This window comes from Streptomyces sp. NPDC104367, assembly GCF_055583825.1.
This window is the reverse complement of record NZ_JBVJND010000049.1, coordinates 1-16633: the sequence shown is the minus strand read 5'-3', so window position 1 is coordinate 16633 and position 16633 is coordinate 1. Positions and strand designations below refer to the sequence as shown.

Below are 16633 nucleotides of genomic sequence, written 5' to 3'. Positions count from 1 at the left end.
GCCTCCTACGGCTCGGCTCGAAGCCGCGGATCCAATGCGCGGCGCTGCTCATCTGTGAGTCCCTTGCGCTGCGTCTGCGCGGTCTTCGGTGGGATGCCAGGGCGTGGAGTGGGCTCGAAGTCGCCAGGCTTGCCGCCGTTCGCTGCGATGGTGATCAGGCGGAGGAGGGTCACCTCGTCCTTGAGGCCGGCAAGTAGCGTCTCGACGCCGCTCCACTGCCCCAGATCGGGGCGAGCGTCCTTACCTGCGCGCTCCAGGTCGGAAGCTGGTACAGCGTTCCGAAGCGCTGTCTTCGTCGCGCTCTCCGGCGGCAGGTGCTCGATCAGCACTCGCAGCCGGCGCAGGGACATGCGGCCTCGGTGGACGTCGAGGACGTCAGCGCTGTAGTAGCGGAGTAGGTCCGCCTCTACCGCTTCCGCGTGCGAGTCGAGGACGCCGCACGCCCACGTGGCTTTCCCACCGGCTCCCCGGCAGCTTCCGCAGCAGCACCGACGAAGGTGTTGATCTCGTTGAAGGTGGCGTCGGCGTCGACGAACTTGTCCACGTCGTCAGGATGGAGCACGCCCTCAGCCCACGTGTCGAAGTCGCTCGACCGCAGCGCCCGCATGTACGACGGCCTCCAGTGGCCGATGGTCTTCACACGGAGCGTCTCGCCGGCGAGCTCCGCCGTGGCGTACTCCTCGGTCGCCTCGGTCTCCTGCGCCTCAGCTGGGGTGACAGTGGTCTCGGACATGCGCGGGTCTCCTAAGTAACGTCGGTCGACTTGCGCGGGTCAGTACAGAGGTGAAGCGGGACCCGGACCCGCGCAGATACGGGCCCCGCTAGTTGTTGGCGTCAGGGAGTCGGGAAGAAATCACTGACGTCGACGTCGCCGAAGTCGAGACTCCGCTTCACGGCCGCGGAGTTGCTCGCGCCCTTGTAGAACTTGAACGTCATCTGAACGTTCATGACGTCCGTGGTCTGCGGCTGCTCGTCGCCCCGCTCGGTCACCTTCCCGTTCGGCATGTACAGGCGCATGCGCTTGTCACCGTCCATCGAGTCGAAGATGAACGCGTACCGCAGGTCCGCCGGCTTGTCGGGGAGGCTGTACGTCGCGATGCCAGACGTCGGCTCCAGACCCTCGACGGCCACGTTGTCGTACAGGGCCCTGACCAGAGGGTTCAGACCTTCGAGGAAGGTCACCTGAACGCTCTTGGTGCTCTTGGTGAGCAGGGTCCGGATCGGCTCCAGGGAGCCGGCCGCCTCGACGTCCTTCGTCTCCTCCTCGATCTTGAAGAGACCGCCGTCAGTGGTCACCCACCCCAAGTTCGTCCACCCCGTCGCAGGGTCGGTGAAGCCGGTGGGGGCCACGGTGTTCTGTGCGGCCAGGTAGACGAGGTAGTCGGTTGCGCCGTAGGTGAGATCGGCATTGCGGGTGTCCGCCATGTGCCCTCCTGGGCATGCGAGGGACCCGCGCCGTCCTCGACGAGCGGGTCAGAATGTCAGTGGTTTACGCAGCCCGGTAGCTGACGGTGTACGTGGCTCCGCGCCGGTAGACGGCCTCGTTCGCCCACGGAAGTCGGGACGGACCGGAGTCGCACCGGACATCCCGGATCACGGCTCCGTGGACCGGGCCGCGGAGGGCCAGGAGCTCGTCCCGCAGGGTGTTTGCCAGGGTCCGCGCCTCGTCGGCCGACGCCGCGAAGACGTCGACGAACACACGGGGCCGCTCGTTGAATCGCTCGTCTGCTCCCCCGCCCCGCTCGATACGGATGACGGGAAGCTGTGCCTCCAGGTCGTCAGGCGTCTCAGCGCCCGCGAAGTGGCCGGTCAGCTCTTCGGCCCATGGGTTGAGTACGGCCTCGATGTCAGGCACGGTGGGCCGCCTTGAGATCGTCGAGGGACTTCGTCAGCACCGCGTACCGGGGAGTCCGGCCCATTCCGTACTCTACGATCCGCGCTTCCGGCGAATCGTTGATCAGCCGTGCGCCGGCTCGCATCCGAGGCTTCCCGCGGAAGGGCACGTTGACGTAGATCGGCACGACGTCGAAGGACGCCTTGTACCGTCCTGAGTGCGGGTCCGTTCGTGGATCGCCTTCCGGCGCCCTGTTCTCAGCGATCGTCTTCAGCTTGACGGCAGCGTCCCGGCAGGCCCGCTGTATACCGGGACGCTGGAGGAGCTTTCCCATGCCGGAGTACCGGCCGGTGTAGGTGGATCGGAAGCTCATCCCGTCACCCGCTTCACGGCCGCTTCGATGCGGGCGAGGGAGGTCAGTCGGAACTCCATGACCTCGCCCACGACCTCCCACACCTCGTCACCCCGAAGAATCTGGTCCCCGGGGCGGACGTCGGTGAAGAGAGGGGCACCGAATACGCGTCGGGTCTCGACGGTACTGGAGGCGTCATGGGTCTCCGACGAGCTGCCGACCACCACGCCGTACGGCGGGTAGATGCCGCAGTTCTCCACGACGATCGTGACCGGTGCGCCGGGCACCTTCGATCCTGTGGAGTCCCGCGTCGTCGTCCCCGCCCGCTTGATGGTCAGCGTCTCGGAGAGCACTGCCCGGAAGAGGCTCACAGTGGCCTCCAGGTTCGGATCGGATAGCAGTACTCCGCAGGAGCTATGTCCAGAGACGATGCACTGGCGGCAAGGCCCACGGCCCGTCGTAGCCGGCGCCGCTCGTCGTCGGACATGGCCTTGCCGATCTGCGACGCGAAGTAGCTGATCAGCATCCCGCCGGCCTGTTCGGAGCTGACACCGGAGGCATTGACGAGCACGCGGGCCGCCATCGTCAGGGCGACGGACTTGATGCCCGGCTGCGGAGGATCCGTGATCCGGTCCCCCACCTCACCACGGATGGTGTCCTCTGTCATCGTCGAGATGACGTCGTACTCATCCGGGGTGTACGTCCGGCTAGTGAGCGCTTCGAGCTGCGCCTTAGTCAGAAGGTCCATTCGTCGCCTTCCGTCGAGGCGCAGCGCGCTTCGTCGCCGGCTTGGCGGTGGGCGCGGGCTGCGCAGGTCGACTTGCGCTGGTCGGCGGTTCGGCCCACGCCTTCGGGTTCGTGATGCGCGCCTGCGCCCACTCAGGTACCTCGTCCGCGGGGCCGAACACGTGGACCGTGCCCTTGTCGTCCGTCACGTGGACGAGGTTCGCTAGGGTTGCCATGCGTCAATGCCTCGCGTTCATGATCAGAGGACGTCTGCCTGGAAGGTCAGGTCTGGGGCCGCGACGACAGGAAGGGCGATGGCAACGGCGCGGGTCCACACGGTCTGCGGGTCCTCGCTCTTGTATCCACCGACGGCGACACCCGCCTCAGAGCCGGCCAGGCCGTACCGCGGGTCATCCGCCTCCACCGGAACGCCCCACAGGGTCTGCCCCGCAGCGTCACCCTGTTCGGGGAGGAAGAGGATCTTGTCCTGAGGAGTGACTCGCGTGGCTGTGCCACCCACGGAGACCTGCGCGTCATAGATGACGACGGGCGGGATGTCGTAGTCGGCAAGAACCGTGTTCAGCGCGTCGCGCGTGAGGACGGTCGGAGGGTTCAGCGTGTTGGCGAGCTTCGTCAGGCCCGTGTTCCGTCGCAGCCAGTTGTACGCCAAGCGAGACATCAGCGTGTACGCCGGAAGCTGACCGTTCGTGTTGTTGTAGGTGTCCAGCCAGGATGACAGATCACCGTAGGCGTCAGCGGAGATCGTGCTCCACGCCGTCGAAGCCGTCACGCTGTGGCCGGCGTTGCGGCCGAAGTCGACACTCGCCTGAACGTTGTTCTCGTTCAGGTTCACGGCACCGGAGAACAGCGCCTCACCACGGGCGAGTTCTAGACGTGCCTCGATCTGACGGGCCAGGCGGACGCCGTCGTCGAGCATGGCGTCACGGATCTCCGCGCTCTGCGTCTCGACGTTCCGGCGCCGGATGCGCTCGTACTCGCCGACAGGGATCTTCCTTGAGATGGGCGGCAGTTCGCCGCTCACCCGCGCACCGCCTGGCCGGGTTGCCACGTCGGACGAAGCGTCGTACGCGCGGAACACGGCCGCCTCAGTCAGGCCGCCTCCGCCCCGCGTGAACCGGTAGGACAGATCGTTGATCGTCCGGTTGGGAAGCCACCGGTCCAGGCTGAACGCGTTCTCCGGCCGGTCCGCCAGGGCCGCACGCGCGTACCCGGTGAGCTCCGCGGGAGTCGCGAACTCGTCAATGAGCTGCATGTGTTACCTCTCAGATGAAGATGACGCGGGCGCCGAGATCGGTCTTGCCAGCAGCGTCGACGGCGACAGGGAGCTTCGACTCCTTGATGAAGCAGTGGAGGAGCATCGAGCCCACGGCACTGGAGAGCGTCGCGCCCCTTCGGGTCACGACCTCGACACTGGTGAAGAGGAAGCCCACGCAGGTCTGCCGGCCGTCGCTCTTCGTGTCGTCGTACAGGCCGTACTTACCCGAAGCAGTGATCTTGCCGAGCGGAATACCGCTCTTGATGTAGCCGTCCGGGTAGTGGGTGTTCGCAGTGAAGGTCGAGACGTCGAGGGTGACCGACTGGGCGAAATCAGTACCGTGCTCGCTACCGAGCCAGTCACGCTTGTCCTGAGAGAAGCTCTCAGTGATCATGCCGAGGTTCATGTGTCCTCCGGGTGAGGGTCGTCAGTTCTTGCCGTGGCGCTGCCGGTAGAGGTCTGCGCCACTTGACACGGTCTTTGCACCGCTGCCGACGTCGCCTCCGCGATTGCCGCCCGAGCGCTGCTGTGTGCCAGAGCCGGAACCGCTGTTGCTCTGGCCGGTGTTGCCGCCTGTCTGGCCGATCTCTGCCAGGTAGGCATCCGCGTCCGCTGCCAACTCCTCTGGAGTGGACCCGCTGAGGCGGTTCGCCTGCGCGATGGTCAGTCCCTTGTCCAGGGCGACCTTTAGGCGCGTGTTCTCGTCGGTGAGCGTGGCGACGGAGGCGTTGGCCGTGTCCCGCTGCTGCGTCGCCGCCTGCGTTGCCTGCGCGGCCCGCTGCGCGTCCGTCAGGTCCTTGTCCTCGATCTCCTTCAGCGCCGTGTCACGGTCCCGGAGCCTCTGGAGCTCTTCGGCCGTCGGAGCGGCGTTGGCACGCTGTTCGTGCTTACGCGCGTGGTGCTTCCAGTAGGCGACCTGATGCTCCGCGGTCATGTCGGCCACGGGCGTGTTGTCCGGGAAGCCATGCTCGTTGACCTGCGGGGTGCTCCCGTTGCCTCCGCCACCCTGGTTGTTCGGATCGGTCTCGTAGAGCGTCCACGGTTCCGAAGCGAGGGTGAGCAGGTGACGGCGCGAGTGATGGTTGCGGAACATGCTGAAGGAACCCCTGTCGGGTAGTCGTCGGCCCCTGGCGGGCGTCAGGACGGGTGGATGTCGTCGGCCCCGGTGAACCGTTGACCCTTGAAGCCCAGAACGGGCCCGATCTCCCCGTGGTCGTTGGTCACGAGGATTTGGCGGTAGTCGATGGCGCGGGCTCCTCGGTCCGACTGACCGAGGGCGGCCTCTACCGCCTTGTGGATCTGCTCTAGCTTCCGCTCGTCGATAACCTGGCCAGGATCGAAGTCCGCAGTGACCGTCTTGACGAGGCAGTCGCACCCGGGGTGGATCGGGGCAAGGTCGCGCTTCATGTATCGCTGGGTGCTCGCCACGATACAGAGGGCGCAGTCGAACTCGCCCTGAAGCTCTCGCACGGTGTAGGTGAAGCGGGGCATGTCGTCCACCACTTCGCGAACCGTGTGCGTGCGGGCTAGCTGGAGATCGGTCTTGACGAGCGTTTCCAGTCGATGTGTGCCTTGGCTCAATGCATCATCGAAGGAACCGCCCTCTGACAGGGCGTTCCACGTCTGCTTGAAGGGGCGCTCGTAGACGTCGGCAGGCGCAACGCCCCGGAGGGCCGTGCCCGTGACGGAGTCGAGGTCCAGCTTCACGCGGGGAGCCTTCGGCTCGACGTCCTTGTAGAGCTGTTCCAGGTAGGACGCCGTCAGGCTGGCTATCTGCCGCTCGCCGGCGAGGATGATGGGGATGGCCTGGCGCTGGAATCGTGCAACGTCGGCGTCACGCCAGGTGCCCAGTCCCGACCACGATCGACCGACGCGCCCCAGCACGCTAGTCCACACGCCGCGGACCGCTGACCCGTACTGTCGATCAAGCCGCGTTAGCGCCACCGTCACCCCGTCCGATCACGGTCCGGGAGTCGATTGGCACGACGTTGGAGTTGCCCGTCGACGAATCCTCCGCAGGAGCTGCGTTCAGGGCGTCGGCTGCCCGGTCGATCTCCATGCGGTCGATCTGCTGCGGCGTGTACTGCATGTCCTCCATGCGCTGACGCCACGGGACTCCGGCCGTCGACTTCTTAACGGCAGCGTCGGCGAGCTCCGCCAAGGATCGCGACTCGGGGTCACGCCAGATGGTCTCCGCGGTGTACGCGTTGGCACGCTCAGCGTCGTTCAGGACGCGGAAGGCAAGTCTCATGGTTTGTTCCCACGACTCACCGAAGTTCCGCTGGCGGTCCCTGACCTTGCTGACGAGGCCGGTTTCCGCGGCCTTCAGGGCGTCGCCCGATACGTTGACGACTGCGCCGATCAGGTAGTGCGGTGGGGTGCGGCTGAGTGCGGCAAGATCCTGGACGGCAGACTCGATGGCCGACACATACGGCTTCAGATCCGTCGCTGCGAACTCGCCGAACTTGACTTCCGAATCGTCCGTTGTCCACAGGGACTTGATGTCTAGGTGGAACGGAGTGATCTTCTTGCCGGTGATCGGGTCCTCGTCGACCTCCAGGCCGGCGGCCCAACGCTGTCGGAAGGCGCCGTACTTCATGGCCGCTATGAGGTTGATGACGGAGAGGGTGATCCGGTTCTGCACCGTCAGTACGTCTTCATGCTCAGCAAAGCCGGACAGCCGACGATTACGCCGGTTTGTGAAGGGGACGAGCGGGACAATCCCCAGGTCGTTGGTCCTGGTGCCCTCCGTCGAGTTCGGAAGTGCGAAGGAGTCCCATCCGCGGAGCTGCGCGGCTCGGCCGGAGAAGGCGGGAGTCTCTGACTTCGTGACGAAGTCGTAGATCTTGTCTGGGGTCCACAGCGTGGCTCGGGTGTCGCCAGTCCAGTCGTCGCGCCAGAGCTTCAGACCCGCGGCTAGCTTCCGCCGGCTCCCCTGGACATGTTCCACGGCCACCTGCCGTGGCGTCTCGTGGGTGATGACCGGGCGCCCCTCGTCCCCCTTCTCGACGAGCGTGAACCCTCGTCGCTGGGAGAGGGCACCGTAGTGGACGAGGTCGGCGTCAGCATCAAGCGCGTTTTCCTGCCATACGCGGTTGGCCTCGTCGTCACCGGCCTTCGAGGTGCTGTCGTTGCCGCCGAATCGGAAGCCGTCGACGTGCATGCGCTCTGTCGGCGACTCGATGACCAGGCTCGTCCAGTTGGTTCGGGCGTCCTTCATCCATGCCGCCACGTCCTTGGGGTCCAGCCCTGGCACGTGCGGAAGAGGCGCCTTGTTCTCCGCGTACCGGCGAAGGGTGTCAAGGCCCGGCTCGACCTCGCCGTCCGCGTCCCTGACGTCGTCCCGCTCGTCGAGGAGCTTCTTTCCGAGCCGCTGGAGCCACCATCCGGGAGACTCGACCTGTGTGGCATCGATAGGCACTCGCGAACCTCCCTAGAAGGCGTGTAGTTTCCCGGAGCGCTTTTTGCGCTTCGTGATTCCGGCTGCGACGGCATCCGCGCGGCACTCGTAGGCGAGTACGGCGGACATTGCGGCGTCGATTTTCTTCGGGCTCTTCGGATGCTCTTTTCCGATGCCCATGTGATTGCGGCCCATCGGCCTGCGCTTCGCGTTTAGCACGTGACGGGTGAGCGTTGCCCCGAGTTTGGAGAACGTTGCCTCATCGTCTGCGCGTTGCGTTCCCGCAAACGAAAGAGCCTTGTCGTCAACGGCCTCAACGAATCGGTCCAACGCGTGTTCCATGGCCGTTGGGCGGTTGGTCCACCACTCCAACGGACGTGATTGCACAGCGCTTATCTGGAGTCCGTCCGAGTATTCCGACGTCCACTTATCCACGTAGTCCTGCCAGTGCGGCGGGTCACAGTAGAATCCGCAGACCTCGTATTTATCGAATGCACGGGCAACACAGCTGTCGACGGATTCTCGGTCGACCTGCCAGCCTTCGCCCTCGTGGCCTTCCGGTTTCTCCCAGACTCCGAGGAGCTGAAGGTGGCCGTCACTGACGCGGCACGCCGTGAGGGCCGTCGAGTCGTCTCGGATGGAGCCGTCGAAGCCAAGAGTGACCAGGTCACCGGCTTGGAGCTCCTCCGGACGCCGGCAGACCTCCCACGCGTCGGGGTCCATCCACGAGTCACTCGTGGATGTCCGGGAGTTGAGGAAGTAGCGCTTGCCGTCGGCCGAGTCGTTACGCAGGTCGTAGAAATCGTCGACCAGCGTCTCCAGGTCCATCCACTCCATGGCGTCGCCGTAGGAGTCGATAAGAGCCGCGCGGAGTTCGTCCTCGTTCTTCAGGTCTTTGCAGATGCCGTAACGGTGGTCGTAGAGAAGTCGTGCGCGACCGCGCTTCTTCTTCCCCTCACGAATTGCTTCGGCCTCTTCGTAGGTACGCTCGGCAACGGAGTCCTGCCCGGGGGCAAACATCGTTGTGGTTTCGAGGTACCACGTTCCCGCGCCCTTTTTCCGCTTGCGCAGGTTACGAGTAACCGTTGCGTACATACGGCGAAGTTCGGGGGTATTGTACAGGTGCGTTTCGTCGAAACACACCCACGTTTCCTTGCCGCCGTCTTTCGACGAGGAGGAGGCAGTCGACGGTGTTATCTCTCCGCCGTCAGGGAGGTTGATCTTGGTCAATCCGGGGTCAACGCCCGGGATTTGCGAGAGGGGCGACGCCTCGTCGGTCAGGTTGAAGTAGATGGTGTCGTAGACGTTGCCGGTCTGGCCTTCCTCCGTCGCCATGATGCGGAGGTAGGGGACGCGGACGGGACGGCCCATCGGCTCGCCGGCTTCGTAGACGTACTCGAAGCCGAGCCCCCACGGGTCGCGGTATACCTCTCCGCCCTCCGCCCAGCCGGCGAAGCGGCAGGGGCCGAAGGCTTCGAAGAGGCCGATGCGGGCACCGAGCCCGGACTTGTCGCAGCCCTTGGGGCGGGAGAAGAAGGCGCTGTCGTACAGCATCTTGCCGTGATCGTCGGTGCCGTAGCAGTCGACGACGAAGCCCGTGTACTCGTCACCGTGGCGCACCGGTTCGCCCTGGACGTCGCCAGGGCCGTGCACGACGAAGTACTCCATCCATGCGACCGCCATCCACCCGAGCGAGCGGGAGCGGTCGTGACCGGGGGCGCGCACGGTTACGTGCGGCACGCGGTCTCCTAGCCTGTGAGACGCGCCCTGCGCGAGCTGATGTCAGTCACTCCGTCGGAGCGCTGTATGGGCCTCTGAGGGCCTGCTGTGGGGTCGTCGACCTTCAGCTTCAGGCGCGCCCTGTCCTCCGGTGTGGCGCCGAACTTGGCGGCCCTTAGGCGGACTTCGGAGGCGAACTCCCATCGGCCCTTCGCCCACATCGTGTGATGCATGAGGGCGGTGTCGATGAGGAAGAGCCAGTCGGTTGCGGTGAAGGTCTGAGCCTGCGCGCTCGTACGCCAGGCGTCCCACCAGAGCTGTGTCATGGGGTGCCACTCGACGTCAACGCCGTCCTCCGACCCAAGTGCCCCCGCGGGAAGTTCGGGCCCGCGCACTTCGTCGTCAGGGACGATCACCGTCTCCGGCTCCGTGGCGTTGCGGCGACGTCGCTGCGCTGGGTTCTTCGGGGCGGGTCCGCGGCCGGCCATCAGGAAGCCTCCGCGTTCGTTGCAGAGAACACGAGCCCGTGTGCTTCCAGGCGCTCCAACACGCGTGTCACGGTGCGCTGTAGGGCCGCCATCTGCTCACCCGTGATGATGCGCACGGTGCCGGTATCGGCGTCGACGTAGGTGAAACTGGGGGCGAGGATGCCGCCGTTGCTGTACGGCTCCAGCTCAAGCTCATCAGCCATGGGGTGCCTCCCGGGAATGGACAGCCAAGCCGTCCTCCCCTGTCGGGAGCTACCGGGCCGTCAGCTTGGAAACCACCGCGGAGAGATCCGCGAGGATCGAGGGGGCTGAGCCATGCCGGCGCCCCGTCATTGCGATGTAGCGGCCGGTCCCGTAGATCTCCACGGCCGTACCGTCGGGGCGCCGCAGCTTCCGTCCCTGTCGGACGTCGGCCAGGCCCCAGATGTGCAGTCCGTCGCCGGACAAGGACACCTCTACGTAGGTGGCGCCCGCGTCGCGGATGATGGCTGCGGCCCACGGGGCGAGTTGCCCAGTGAGCGGGTTCATGCAGTGGTCCAGGTCGAGACAGACAATGTCGTCTTCGTCGCTCAGGACGAAGCCCAGACCGACGCCGGCCGTCGAGGCTGTGGCGTCTATGTGCGAGCTCCACGTCCGCGGGTCCGTCGAGGACGCCGGCATGCCGCCAGTCGTCAGAGGGACCTTCGTGGACGAGCGCCGGATCCACCTGTCGCGGATCGTCAGCTCCCGAGGAGTCGCGTCGTTCTTCGCCGCGCGGTGCGCAGCTACACGGCAGCGGGTCGAGCAGAAGCGCGCCCGGTGCGAGTGCCTCGCACCTAGGTGTTCGCTGCATCGCTCGCAGGTCCGTGTGTTCATGGGTCCCATTCTAGTGCGGCCGGTAACGGTAAAACAATGCCTGACCTGGGACTTTCTGAATGACTGTGAGACCGAAGCCCTGTGTGCCCGCGTGCCGATCGGGGTCCGAATCAGTCCGGCCGACCCCTGGTCGGGCCTCCAGCGGGCGCCTGTGAGCGCCTCGTCCACATCCCCCAGACCCGTACAGACCGCGATGCCCAGCACCTTTACGGTCCGGAAGGCGGGCCGGAGGGGGACCATCCCCTACCCTCCGTAGCCAGCCGTCACGGTGTGAGAGCGGGAGCCATCTCCGGCCGCCACTCCCGGTCACTCTTGATCGCGTTGCACAGGACGTGCGCACACTGCACGTTGACCGGCTCGTGTGTGCCTCCACGTGCAAGCGGGATCACGTGGTCTATTGACGGCGCATCATCGTCCGACGCTTCCGCAAGGCGGTTCACAGGACGCTCGCACAGCATGCAGATCCAACCGTCACGCTCGAACACCTGGGTTCGGTTGACATGTGCCACGAAGGCCGCAGCCTCAAGCGCGCGGCGCTTGTCCTCTGCGTCCCTGCGCCCACAACGGGCTGAGCAGTACGCAGCATCACGCCTGTTGTCCAGCACCACAAAGGCTGTGCAACATCGCCGGCACGTGCCCATCACCCACCTCCGCACGCGAAGGTCCATGCACCGAGCCGGGTGCCGAGCGGGCACCTCACACGTCAGCCCTCGTCGTGCAGGGTGCGTGTCAGGGATGGGACTCTCCTTCACCCCAGGACGCATGAGGTCACGACATGCAGTGGAGCAGTACCTAGCGTCCTTCCGCCCCGTCCTCCACACCCGCCCACACGCAAGGCACTCACGCTCGACCCTGTATCGGTCGGCGTTCGCCCTCTGCCACTCAGCGTTGTAGTCCTTGAGCTTGCGGCGTTGCTCAGCAAGTCGGCCGTCGGCCTTGCGCCTAGCGTTGAACGCGCGGTTCCCGCACACGGGCGCGCAATACTTCCGCCTGCGCTCAGCGGTGAACTCCGCCCCACAGGGCTCGTACTGGCACGTCAGGGCGTGGCTGGTCGCCATGTCTGCTCCAAGGAATGGCGAGAGCCCCCGACGCCTTGGAACGTCAGGGGCTCTCTTCCCGCGGGGATCAGCCGCAGGTGCTTATGGGATGCGGTGCTACTCGGCTGCGAAGCCGATGGTCTTTGTCGGTGCGCGCAGGTCGTCGCCCTTGATTTCCACCGAGGAGGGCATGAGAACGAGCGTCACTGTGGTCGCGTCGTCCTCGTTCACTGCCACCGTGGGCGCCTCCGACAGGAGGCCCACGTCAACGCCATTCACGCGCACACGAGTCGGCATGAGCGCCGTACCGGGTTCGTGGCCGACCTCTACGATTTCCACCCGCGCACCGTCGGGTACTGCCATCAGGCCTCCAGTGCGGGGTGTGTGGGCTTGGGCCTGTCCGTACGCACGCGCGTGAGAGCGGCTGCTTGGCCTCCCTCGCTGCTGCTCTTCTGCCTGTGGCACCAAGGGCATAGCGCCCTCAAGTTGGCCATGCTGTGGTCATCGCCAGGCTCGATGTGGTCCACGTCAGTGGCTGGTGCTCCGCACTTCTCGCCCGTGCTGAACTCCGCCTGGCACAGGTAGCGATCACGGCGCAGGACGCGAGCCCTCAGCGTGGGCCAGTTCCTTGGGAGTCGCGCTCTGCGTGTGCTGTTCTGCCACGTCATCAGCGGCGACCGATCTTATTCCCGACGATCCACGTGCATCCCTTGGGGATGTGGAACAGGGCAGCACCGCGACCGGCCAACACCACGGATGCGATGAAGTCATCTCGCCAAGGTCGCTCTCCGACACTCGCTCCGAACGCCCATCGGGTCCCGTCAGTTGCCCGGTACGTAACCACTCGCCATCCGAACACGAGACCGCCTCCTCTGCCCTACTCTGGGGGCTCCGTGTGGCCAGGGGAGGCCATCGAGTCATGGGGGTTGCGCTATGCGCAGGTACGTTCGCCGTGCCGTTGTGCCGGCCGTCGCTATATCCGCGGTGCTGCTGACAGGGTGTTCGTCGGGGAGCGACGACAGAGCCACGCAGGATGGGCCATCAGCGACGCACGAAGCGGCTCAGGCGGACGCTGTGGCGTCTTCCGCGGCCTCCGCCTCCGCAACCCCCGTACCGGCTCTGCAAGTCGGCCAGACGGGCACGTACGACGTCGGTGAGACGGACGACGCCGGCGCCTACAAGGTGACGTCGACGATGTCCGTCACGGTCGTCAGCGCGAAGTACGCGACGCCGGCTCAGGTCGGTACGAGCAACAAGCCGAAGGGTCAGTACGTCGAACTGACGCTCACGTTCAAGAACATCGGGAAGTCCGCGGCTCGCGTGATGACGTACGGCAGCCTTACGTGGGAGGACTCGTCCACGGCCGCCCAGGACGCAACCACGCTGGAGGGCGTAGGCGACGGGCCCAACGTCGACGCGGAGTACAAGCCTGGCCAGGCCGTCACGGGGAAGCTCATCCTCGACGTCGCCCGGAAGGGCGGAACGCTGACGTACACCTACACCGAGGATCCCGACGCCACTGAGGTGTTCAAGGTCGCGCTGCCGGCTGCGTAACGTCGTGCAGCCCCGTCCCCGGGGATCTCTCCTCCCAGGGCGGGGCTGGTATCGTGACATGAACCTTGATGAGTCCGACGCTGGGCGAACAGCGTCAGGGCCTCCAAGGGGTGCACACCACGAGCCCGGCCGGCCACTATTCGGTCGGGCTCGCTGCTGTGTCGGGACGGTGCGACTCGAACGCACGATCTCCCGCTCCCAAAGCGGGTGCCTTGAGCCAACTTGGCCACGTCCCGGTAGTCGACAGCGAAGGAATCGAACCTCCGTCTCCGGACTCCAACGCCCGGTGATCTCACCGCTAGCAGTCATTCCGTCAGGCGAGTGCCATGGTCAACCCTGACGCGAGGTGCGTAGCCGTACGTTCCCGTTGCCGGGCACGCCATTGATCTAGCTGTCGAAGAGCCCCCGGCGCGAGTCGAACGCGCGACTTCCGCTTTACGAGAGCGGCGCTCTGGCCATCTGAGCTACGGAGGCTTGTGGGGCGCAGCTAGTGATAGCCTGAGAACGTCCTGACAAGGACGACTCCAAGAACCCGCGTGGTGGCCGTGGTGGAAGACAGACACTGCGCGGGTTCCGTCGTCCCTGGCCGTGGAATCGAACCACGCTAGCCATCGTCGACGCAGGCTTTACAGGCCCGCTTGCGTCCCAGCGCTCCAGGGTTGCGTACCGCACGAGGGATTCGAACCCCCAACCTCCCGGGTCTGAGCCGGGCGCCTATGCCAATTGGGCTACTGCGGCGTGGTGCTGTCCGGGTCCCGCCGTCGGACAGCGTGCGGGAGGGACGTGGCACGAAGCCATTGGGTGTCACCGCGTTCTTCGGGCGCGTGCTGCGCAGTCACGCACGGGACGCCCTTAGTTGGCATGGAGGGACTCGAACCCCCAACGCACGGCTCCGTAAGCCGTCGCTCTATCCATTGAGCTACACGCCATAGCCACCCACCGTCAAAGCCGACCTGACGTCGCGTGGGTGCGCGCCGATTCTTTCGGGTCAAGTCGTCCCGCCACCTCGTATGCGCCACGGTGGGTGTCGCTGCGATGTGCCCCGATGCGGCTCCGGGCAGGGATCGTTCAGCGACTCTGTGATCACGACCGGATTCGAACCGGCGTTACCGATGGAGGGGCCGTTTACCGACTCAGGGTCGGATGGACTCGAACCATGCTCAGATCGGTGTGCTTGGCCGCTGCACTACGTGACCTACCGGAAGTGTTGTGCGAGCACTCCCACAAGACGCAGCCACCCACGATTCAGGGTCGCCGACACCTGCCGCACGCTAGGCGTCGGGCTGCGTCTAGTCCTCCACCAGGAACGCCCGGTGGGAAGTCGTGGACGGCCGGGGCGCTGCAACCGCGCTTCAACCCGGAGGAGAGTGCGGGGAGCCACGGGAGCGCCACCGGCCGTCGAGGAGGGAGCGGGGCGCCGCGCCATTCGCCGGCGCCGCCTCGTCCTACCCTCTACTTAGGTAATGGGGCGCAAGTATCATGTTGTTGATCTTGGTCGCGGCCTCCACCCGGGGTGTGCACAAACCGACAGACTGACCCCTGTTTTCCTTTCTCTCTAGACGCGTCTTAGAGAGCTAGAAATAAGGGGTCAGTCTGTCGGTTTGGTGCTCGATCCAGCCCTCTTGACTACACTCGGTGGCGATCTAGGCCCACCCAGTCACCCCCTGGAGTTATCCACAGGCACCTGTGGATAACTCACCTTCGGGCGGGGAGGCGGAGGTGGGCGCCGACGGGCCCGGGAGCCTCCACGGGCCCCGGATAGCGTTACCAACCCGTTACCTAAAGAGTCTCCTGCATCGCCACGTCGTCGAGGGCGTCCTGTGCCATGTCGACGTCATCCGGCGTCACCACATCGAAGCTCAGTCTCGCAGTGACGTCACGGGCCCCTCGGTAGGTCTCTCCGACGGTCACCCTGACCCCGAGATCGGTGAGCATCTTCCGGCATGCGTGCATGTCCCGTCGGGACTTCGCCTCTTGCCAGGCGTCGGCGTACGTCACACCGGTACGTACCTCCTCCGTCCGCGGAGGGACAACGGGCTGCGCCTGGAGGCGCTCCAGCTTGTCAGAACGTCCCTGTATCTGCTTGCCGACAGCAGAGGCAGCCGGGCCACGGAGGTTGGCGAGTTGGCCGGCGAGAGTGTCGATGTCCGCCTGGAGCTCCGCGATCTCCGCCGTGTGGTCGACGCCCGGGATCGTGATCACTTCGACGAGTTCGAAGCGCCCGAACTGATCGAGGAAGCTCTCCTCGACGTAGGCGTCCACAGGGTCCGCCGTGACGTACGCCGGCTTGCGGCACTCCCGCCCGTGCGCGCGTGCCGCGCAGCGGTACTGCCTCTTGGCGCTGCGGCGCTCCCCCGCCGCGATCCACCCTTGGTAGAGCTTCCCCTCGCACACTCCGCAGTAGACAACCCCCAGCAGCGGATGAGAGTCACTCTTGTTCCGGCTCCCGCCGCTCTCGCGGGTGTCCATCTCCGCCTGTAGGCGCCTCCACGTGTCGTCGTCGACGAGCGGGGGGCCCATCCTTACCGGCTCACCCTCGTCGTCCCGTACGGGGGCGTTGCTGAGCATCTGCCAGCCGCGCAAGGATGGTTGACGGAGGAACGAACTCACCATGCCGGGGTTCCAACGCGCGTTGGGGTCCGTTTCCTTCGGGGGCGTGGCCATCAAACGCCTGTGGTTGGCCGGGGTGACGCCGGCATGCTTGGCGTTCAGCCACCCCGATACGACGTGGTAGGACTTTCCGTCGAGAACGAAAGCCACCATGTCGTCAATGATGCTTGCCGTGTCGTCGTGGCGCCCCAGCCACCAGCCTTCTGCCTCCTCGGGATGCGGCACTGGCATTCTCCCGAACGGCACTCGCCCGCCCGCCCAACGGCCGACGCTGCGGAGGTATTGGGCGGAGCCCTGAGTTCGCTCCTGAATCGCCTGGACTTCCATCTGTGCGGCGAAGGCGAGAATCATCAGAATGAGTTCGGACATGGGCGAGGACATATCCAGCTCCAGGCGCCCTCCGCCGGGCCCCTCCGCGAATATCAGCCGCTTCTTGTGATCCCGTGCCCAGCCGGCTAGCCACGCCATATCGCGCATACTGCGAACGGCCCGATCGAGGCGCCACCATGCGATAGCGTCGAATTCGTCAGGCCGGTCGAACCACTTCCCCAGCTCTGGTCGGTCCTTGGGCGCCACCTTCGCCGCACTGACGTCGGGATCGTCGGCCCATGCGGTCACACGGCCGCCGATGGCAGTCGTGACGGTCTCGATGGCTATCCCCTGGCGGTCGAACGACGTGGAGTTGTCCCTGACGCGGGACAGTCGTCGTGCCCCCAACACGCGTGTCTGCATGGGGAGTAGTGTACATACGCAGGTTCCCCGTGTACGGGTTGTCGTACTGG

At 65.7% G+C, this 16633-nt stretch carries 21 protein-coding genes and 6 tRNA genes; 1 reads left to right on the top strand and 26 read right to left on the bottom strand.

The window, feature by feature from the left end; genetic code table 11:
• Positions 1–5 precede the first annotated feature (5 nt).
• The 19 genes from ACZ619_RS42070 to ACZ619_RS41980 all read right to left on the bottom strand — a co-directional run bounded on the left by ACZ619_RS42070 (position 6) and on the right by ACZ619_RS41980 (position 12355).
• Entirely contained in the window at positions 6–350 is a 345-nt protein-coding gene (locus ACZ619_RS42070; RefSeq protein WP_469611009.1) for a hypothetical protein, read from the bottom strand.
• Positions 351–406: 56 nt separating this feature from the next.
• Entirely contained in the window at positions 407–733 is a 327-nt protein-coding gene (locus ACZ619_RS42065; protein WP_469611008.1) for a hypothetical protein, read from the bottom strand.
• Between the two features lie 101 nt (positions 734–834).
• Positions 835–1425: a phage tail tube protein gene (locus ACZ619_RS42060; RefSeq protein WP_469611006.1), complete on the bottom strand. Its 591-nt coding sequence runs from the start codon at positions 1423–1425 to the stop codon at positions 835–837.
• A gap of 64 nt (positions 1426–1489) precedes the next feature.
• Positions 1490–1855, bottom strand: coding sequence for a hypothetical protein (locus ACZ619_RS42055; RefSeq protein WP_469611004.1), 366 nt, complete (start codon positions 1853–1855; stop codon positions 1490–1492).
• A complete protein-coding gene (locus tag ACZ619_RS42050) occupies positions 1848–2168 on the bottom strand; it encodes a hypothetical protein (RefSeq protein WP_469611002.1) in 321 nt (106 codons plus the stop codon). Before ACZ619_RS42050 ends, ACZ619_RS42055 begins: the two co-directional genes overlap by 8 nt.
• Positions 2169–2203: 35 nt before the next feature.
• Complete coding sequence (locus tag ACZ619_RS42045; protein WP_469611000.1) at positions 2204–2557, bottom strand: hypothetical protein; 354 nt, start codon at positions 2555–2557, stop codon at positions 2204–2206.
• Complete coding sequence (locus ACZ619_RS42040; RefSeq protein ID WP_469610998.1) at positions 2554–2934, bottom strand: hypothetical protein; 381 nt, start codon at positions 2932–2934, stop codon at positions 2554–2556. Before ACZ619_RS42040 ends, ACZ619_RS42045 begins: the two co-directional genes overlap by 4 nt.
• 237 nt (positions 2935–3171) lie before the next feature.
• On the bottom strand, positions 3172–4185 hold the full coding sequence (locus ACZ619_RS42035) for a major capsid protein (protein WP_469610996.1): 1014 nt from the start codon (positions 4183–4185) through the stop codon (positions 3172–3174).
• A 10-nt stretch (positions 4186–4195) separates the two neighbouring features.
• On the bottom strand, positions 4196–4594 hold the full coding sequence (locus ACZ619_RS42030) for a head decoration protein (RefSeq protein ID WP_469610994.1): 399 nt from the start codon (positions 4592–4594) through the stop codon (positions 4196–4198).
• Positions 4595–4615: 21 nt separating this feature from the next.
• Positions 4616–5281: a hypothetical protein gene (locus ACZ619_RS42025; RefSeq protein ID WP_469610993.1), complete on the bottom strand. Its 666-nt coding sequence runs from the start codon at positions 5279–5281 to the stop codon at positions 4616–4618.
• Between the two features lie 44 nt (positions 5282–5325).
• Positions 5326–6072, bottom strand: a complete 747-nt coding sequence (locus tag ACZ619_RS42020; RefSeq protein ID WP_469610991.1) for a hypothetical protein — start codon at positions 6070–6072, stop codon at positions 5326–5328.
• Between the two features lie 40 nt (positions 6073–6112).
• Positions 6113–7609, bottom strand: coding sequence for a phage portal protein (locus ACZ619_RS42015; protein WP_469610989.1), 1497 nt, complete (start codon positions 7607–7609; stop codon positions 6113–6115).
• A gap of 12 nt (positions 7610–7621) precedes the next feature.
• Positions 7622–9328: a terminase gene (locus ACZ619_RS42010; protein WP_469610987.1), complete on the bottom strand. Its 1707-nt coding sequence runs from the start codon at positions 9326–9328 to the stop codon at positions 7622–7624.
• Between the two features lie 8 nt (positions 9329–9336).
• Entirely contained in the window at positions 9337–9795 is a 459-nt protein-coding gene (locus ACZ619_RS42005) for a phage terminase small subunit (RefSeq protein ID WP_469610985.1), read from the bottom strand.
• A complete protein-coding gene (locus tag ACZ619_RS42000; RefSeq protein ID WP_469610984.1) occupies positions 9795–9998 on the bottom strand; it encodes a hypothetical protein in 204 nt (67 codons plus the stop codon). The genes ACZ619_RS42005 and ACZ619_RS42000 overlap by 1 nt, the downstream gene beginning before the upstream one ends.
• A 49-nt stretch (positions 9999–10047) precedes the next feature.
• On the bottom strand, positions 10048–10650 hold the full coding sequence (locus tag ACZ619_RS41995) for a DNA primase (protein ID WP_469610982.1): 603 nt from the start codon (positions 10648–10650) through the stop codon (positions 10048–10050).
• A 263-nt stretch (positions 10651–10913) separates the two neighbouring features.
• Positions 10914–11108: an HNH endonuclease gene (locus tag ACZ619_RS41990; protein WP_469611136.1), complete on the bottom strand. Its 195-nt coding sequence runs from the start codon at positions 11106–11108 to the stop codon at positions 10914–10916.
• A 696-nt stretch (positions 11109–11804) separates the two neighbouring features.
• Positions 11805–12050 (bottom strand): hypothetical protein, encoded by a 246-nt coding sequence (locus ACZ619_RS41985; RefSeq protein WP_469610980.1) that lies wholly within the window; start codon positions 12048–12050, stop codon positions 11805–11807.
• Entirely contained in the window at positions 12050–12355 is a 306-nt protein-coding gene (locus ACZ619_RS41980; RefSeq protein WP_469610978.1) for an HNH endonuclease, read from the bottom strand. The genes ACZ619_RS41985 and ACZ619_RS41980 overlap by 1 nt, the downstream gene beginning before the upstream one ends.
• Positions 12356–12620: 265 nt before the next feature.
• On the opposite strand from ACZ619_RS41980, the gene ACZ619_RS41975 reads away from it, so the two are divergent.
• Positions 12621–13241 (top strand): DUF4352 domain-containing protein, encoded by a 621-nt coding sequence (locus tag ACZ619_RS41975; protein ID WP_469610976.1) that lies wholly within the window; start codon positions 12621–12623, stop codon positions 13239–13241.
• A 161-nt stretch (positions 13242–13402) separates the two neighbouring features.
• On the opposite strand, the gene ACZ619_RS41970 is transcribed toward ACZ619_RS41975, so the two are convergent.
• From ACZ619_RS41970 to ACZ619_RS41940, 7 genes are all read right to left on the bottom strand, one after another.
• Positions 13403–13477: transfer RNA gene (locus ACZ619_RS41970), tRNA-Pro, on the bottom strand.
• A 4-nt stretch (positions 13478–13481) separates the two neighbouring features.
• Positions 13482–13549 (bottom strand) — tRNA-Ser (locus tag ACZ619_RS41965).
• Positions 13550–13641: 92 nt separating this feature from the next.
• A tRNA-Thr gene (locus ACZ619_RS41960) sits at positions 13642–13715 on the bottom strand.
• Positions 13716–13905: 190 nt separating this feature from the next.
• Positions 13906–13979, bottom strand: a tRNA-Leu gene (locus tag ACZ619_RS41955).
• Between the two features lie 118 nt (positions 13980–14097).
• Positions 14098–14170 (bottom strand) — tRNA-Arg (locus ACZ619_RS41950).
• 151 nt (positions 14171–14321) lie between these two features.
• A tRNA-OTHER gene (locus ACZ619_RS41945) sits at positions 14322–14437 on the bottom strand.
• 583 nt (positions 14438–15020) lie between these two features.
• Positions 15021–16583, bottom strand: coding sequence for a recombinase family protein (locus tag ACZ619_RS41940; protein ID WP_469610975.1), 1563 nt, complete (start codon positions 16581–16583; stop codon positions 15021–15023).
• Between the last annotated feature and the right edge of the window lie 50 nt (positions 16584–16633).

Bases quoted from the DNA above. Each gene is read 5' to 3' on its own strand.
- ACZ619_RS42070 (WP_469611009.1), bottom strand. From the start codon at position 350: ATGTCCCTGCGCCGGCTGCGAGTGCTGATCGAGCACCTGCCGCCGGAG.
- ACZ619_RS42065 (WP_469611008.1), bottom strand. From the start codon at position 733: ATGTCCGAGACCACTGTCACCCCAGCTGAGGCGCAGGAGACCGAGGCG.
- ACZ619_RS42060 (WP_469611006.1), bottom strand. From the start codon at position 1,425: ATGGCGGACACCCGCAATGCCGATCTCACCTACGGCGCAACCGACTAC.
- ACZ619_RS42050 (WP_469611002.1), bottom strand. From the start codon at position 2,168: ATGGGAAAGCTCCTCCAGCGTCCCGGTATACAGCGGGCCTGCCGGGAC.
- ACZ619_RS42040 (WP_469610998.1), bottom strand. From the start codon at position 2,934: ATGGACCTTCTGACTAAGGCGCAGCTCGAAGCGCTCACTAGCCGGACG.
- ACZ619_RS42035 (WP_469610996.1), bottom strand. From the start codon at position 4,185: ATGCAGCTCATTGACGAGTTCGCGACTCCCGCGGAGCTCACCGGGTAC.
- ACZ619_RS42030 (WP_469610994.1), bottom strand. From the start codon at position 4,594: ATGAACCTCGGCATGATCACTGAGAGCTTCTCTCAGGACAAGCGTGAC.
- ACZ619_RS42025 (WP_469610993.1), bottom strand. From the start codon at position 5,281: ATGTTCCGCAACCATCACTCGCGCCGTCACCTGCTCACCCTCGCTTCG.
- ACZ619_RS42005 (WP_469610985.1), bottom strand. From the start codon at position 9,795: ATGGCCGGCCGCGGACCCGCCCCGAAGAACCCAGCGCAGCGACGTCGC.
- ACZ619_RS42000 (WP_469610984.1), bottom strand. From the start codon at position 9,998: ATGGCTGATGAGCTTGAGCTGGAGCCGTACAGCAACGGCGGCATCCTC.
- ACZ619_RS41995 (WP_469610982.1), bottom strand. From the start codon at position 10,650: ATGAACACACGGACCTGCGAGCGATGCAGCGAACACCTAGGTGCGAGG.
- ACZ619_RS41990 (WP_469611136.1), bottom strand. From the start codon at position 11,108: ATGCTGTGCGAGCGTCCTGTGAACCGCCTTGCGGAAGCGTCGGACGAT.
- ACZ619_RS41985 (WP_469610980.1), bottom strand. From the start codon at position 12,050: ATGGCAGTACCCGACGGTGCGCGGGTGGAAATCGTAGAGGTCGGCCAC.
- ACZ619_RS41980 (WP_469610978.1), bottom strand. From the start codon at position 12,355: ATGACGTGGCAGAACAGCACACGCAGAGCGCGACTCCCAAGGAACTGG.
- ACZ619_RS41975 (WP_469610976.1), top strand. From the start codon at position 12,621: ATGCGCAGGTACGTTCGCCGTGCCGTTGTGCCGGCCGTCGCTATATCC.
- ACZ619_RS41940 (WP_469610975.1), bottom strand. From the start codon at position 16,583: ATGCAGACACGCGTGTTGGGGGCACGACGACTGTCCCGCGTCAGGGAC.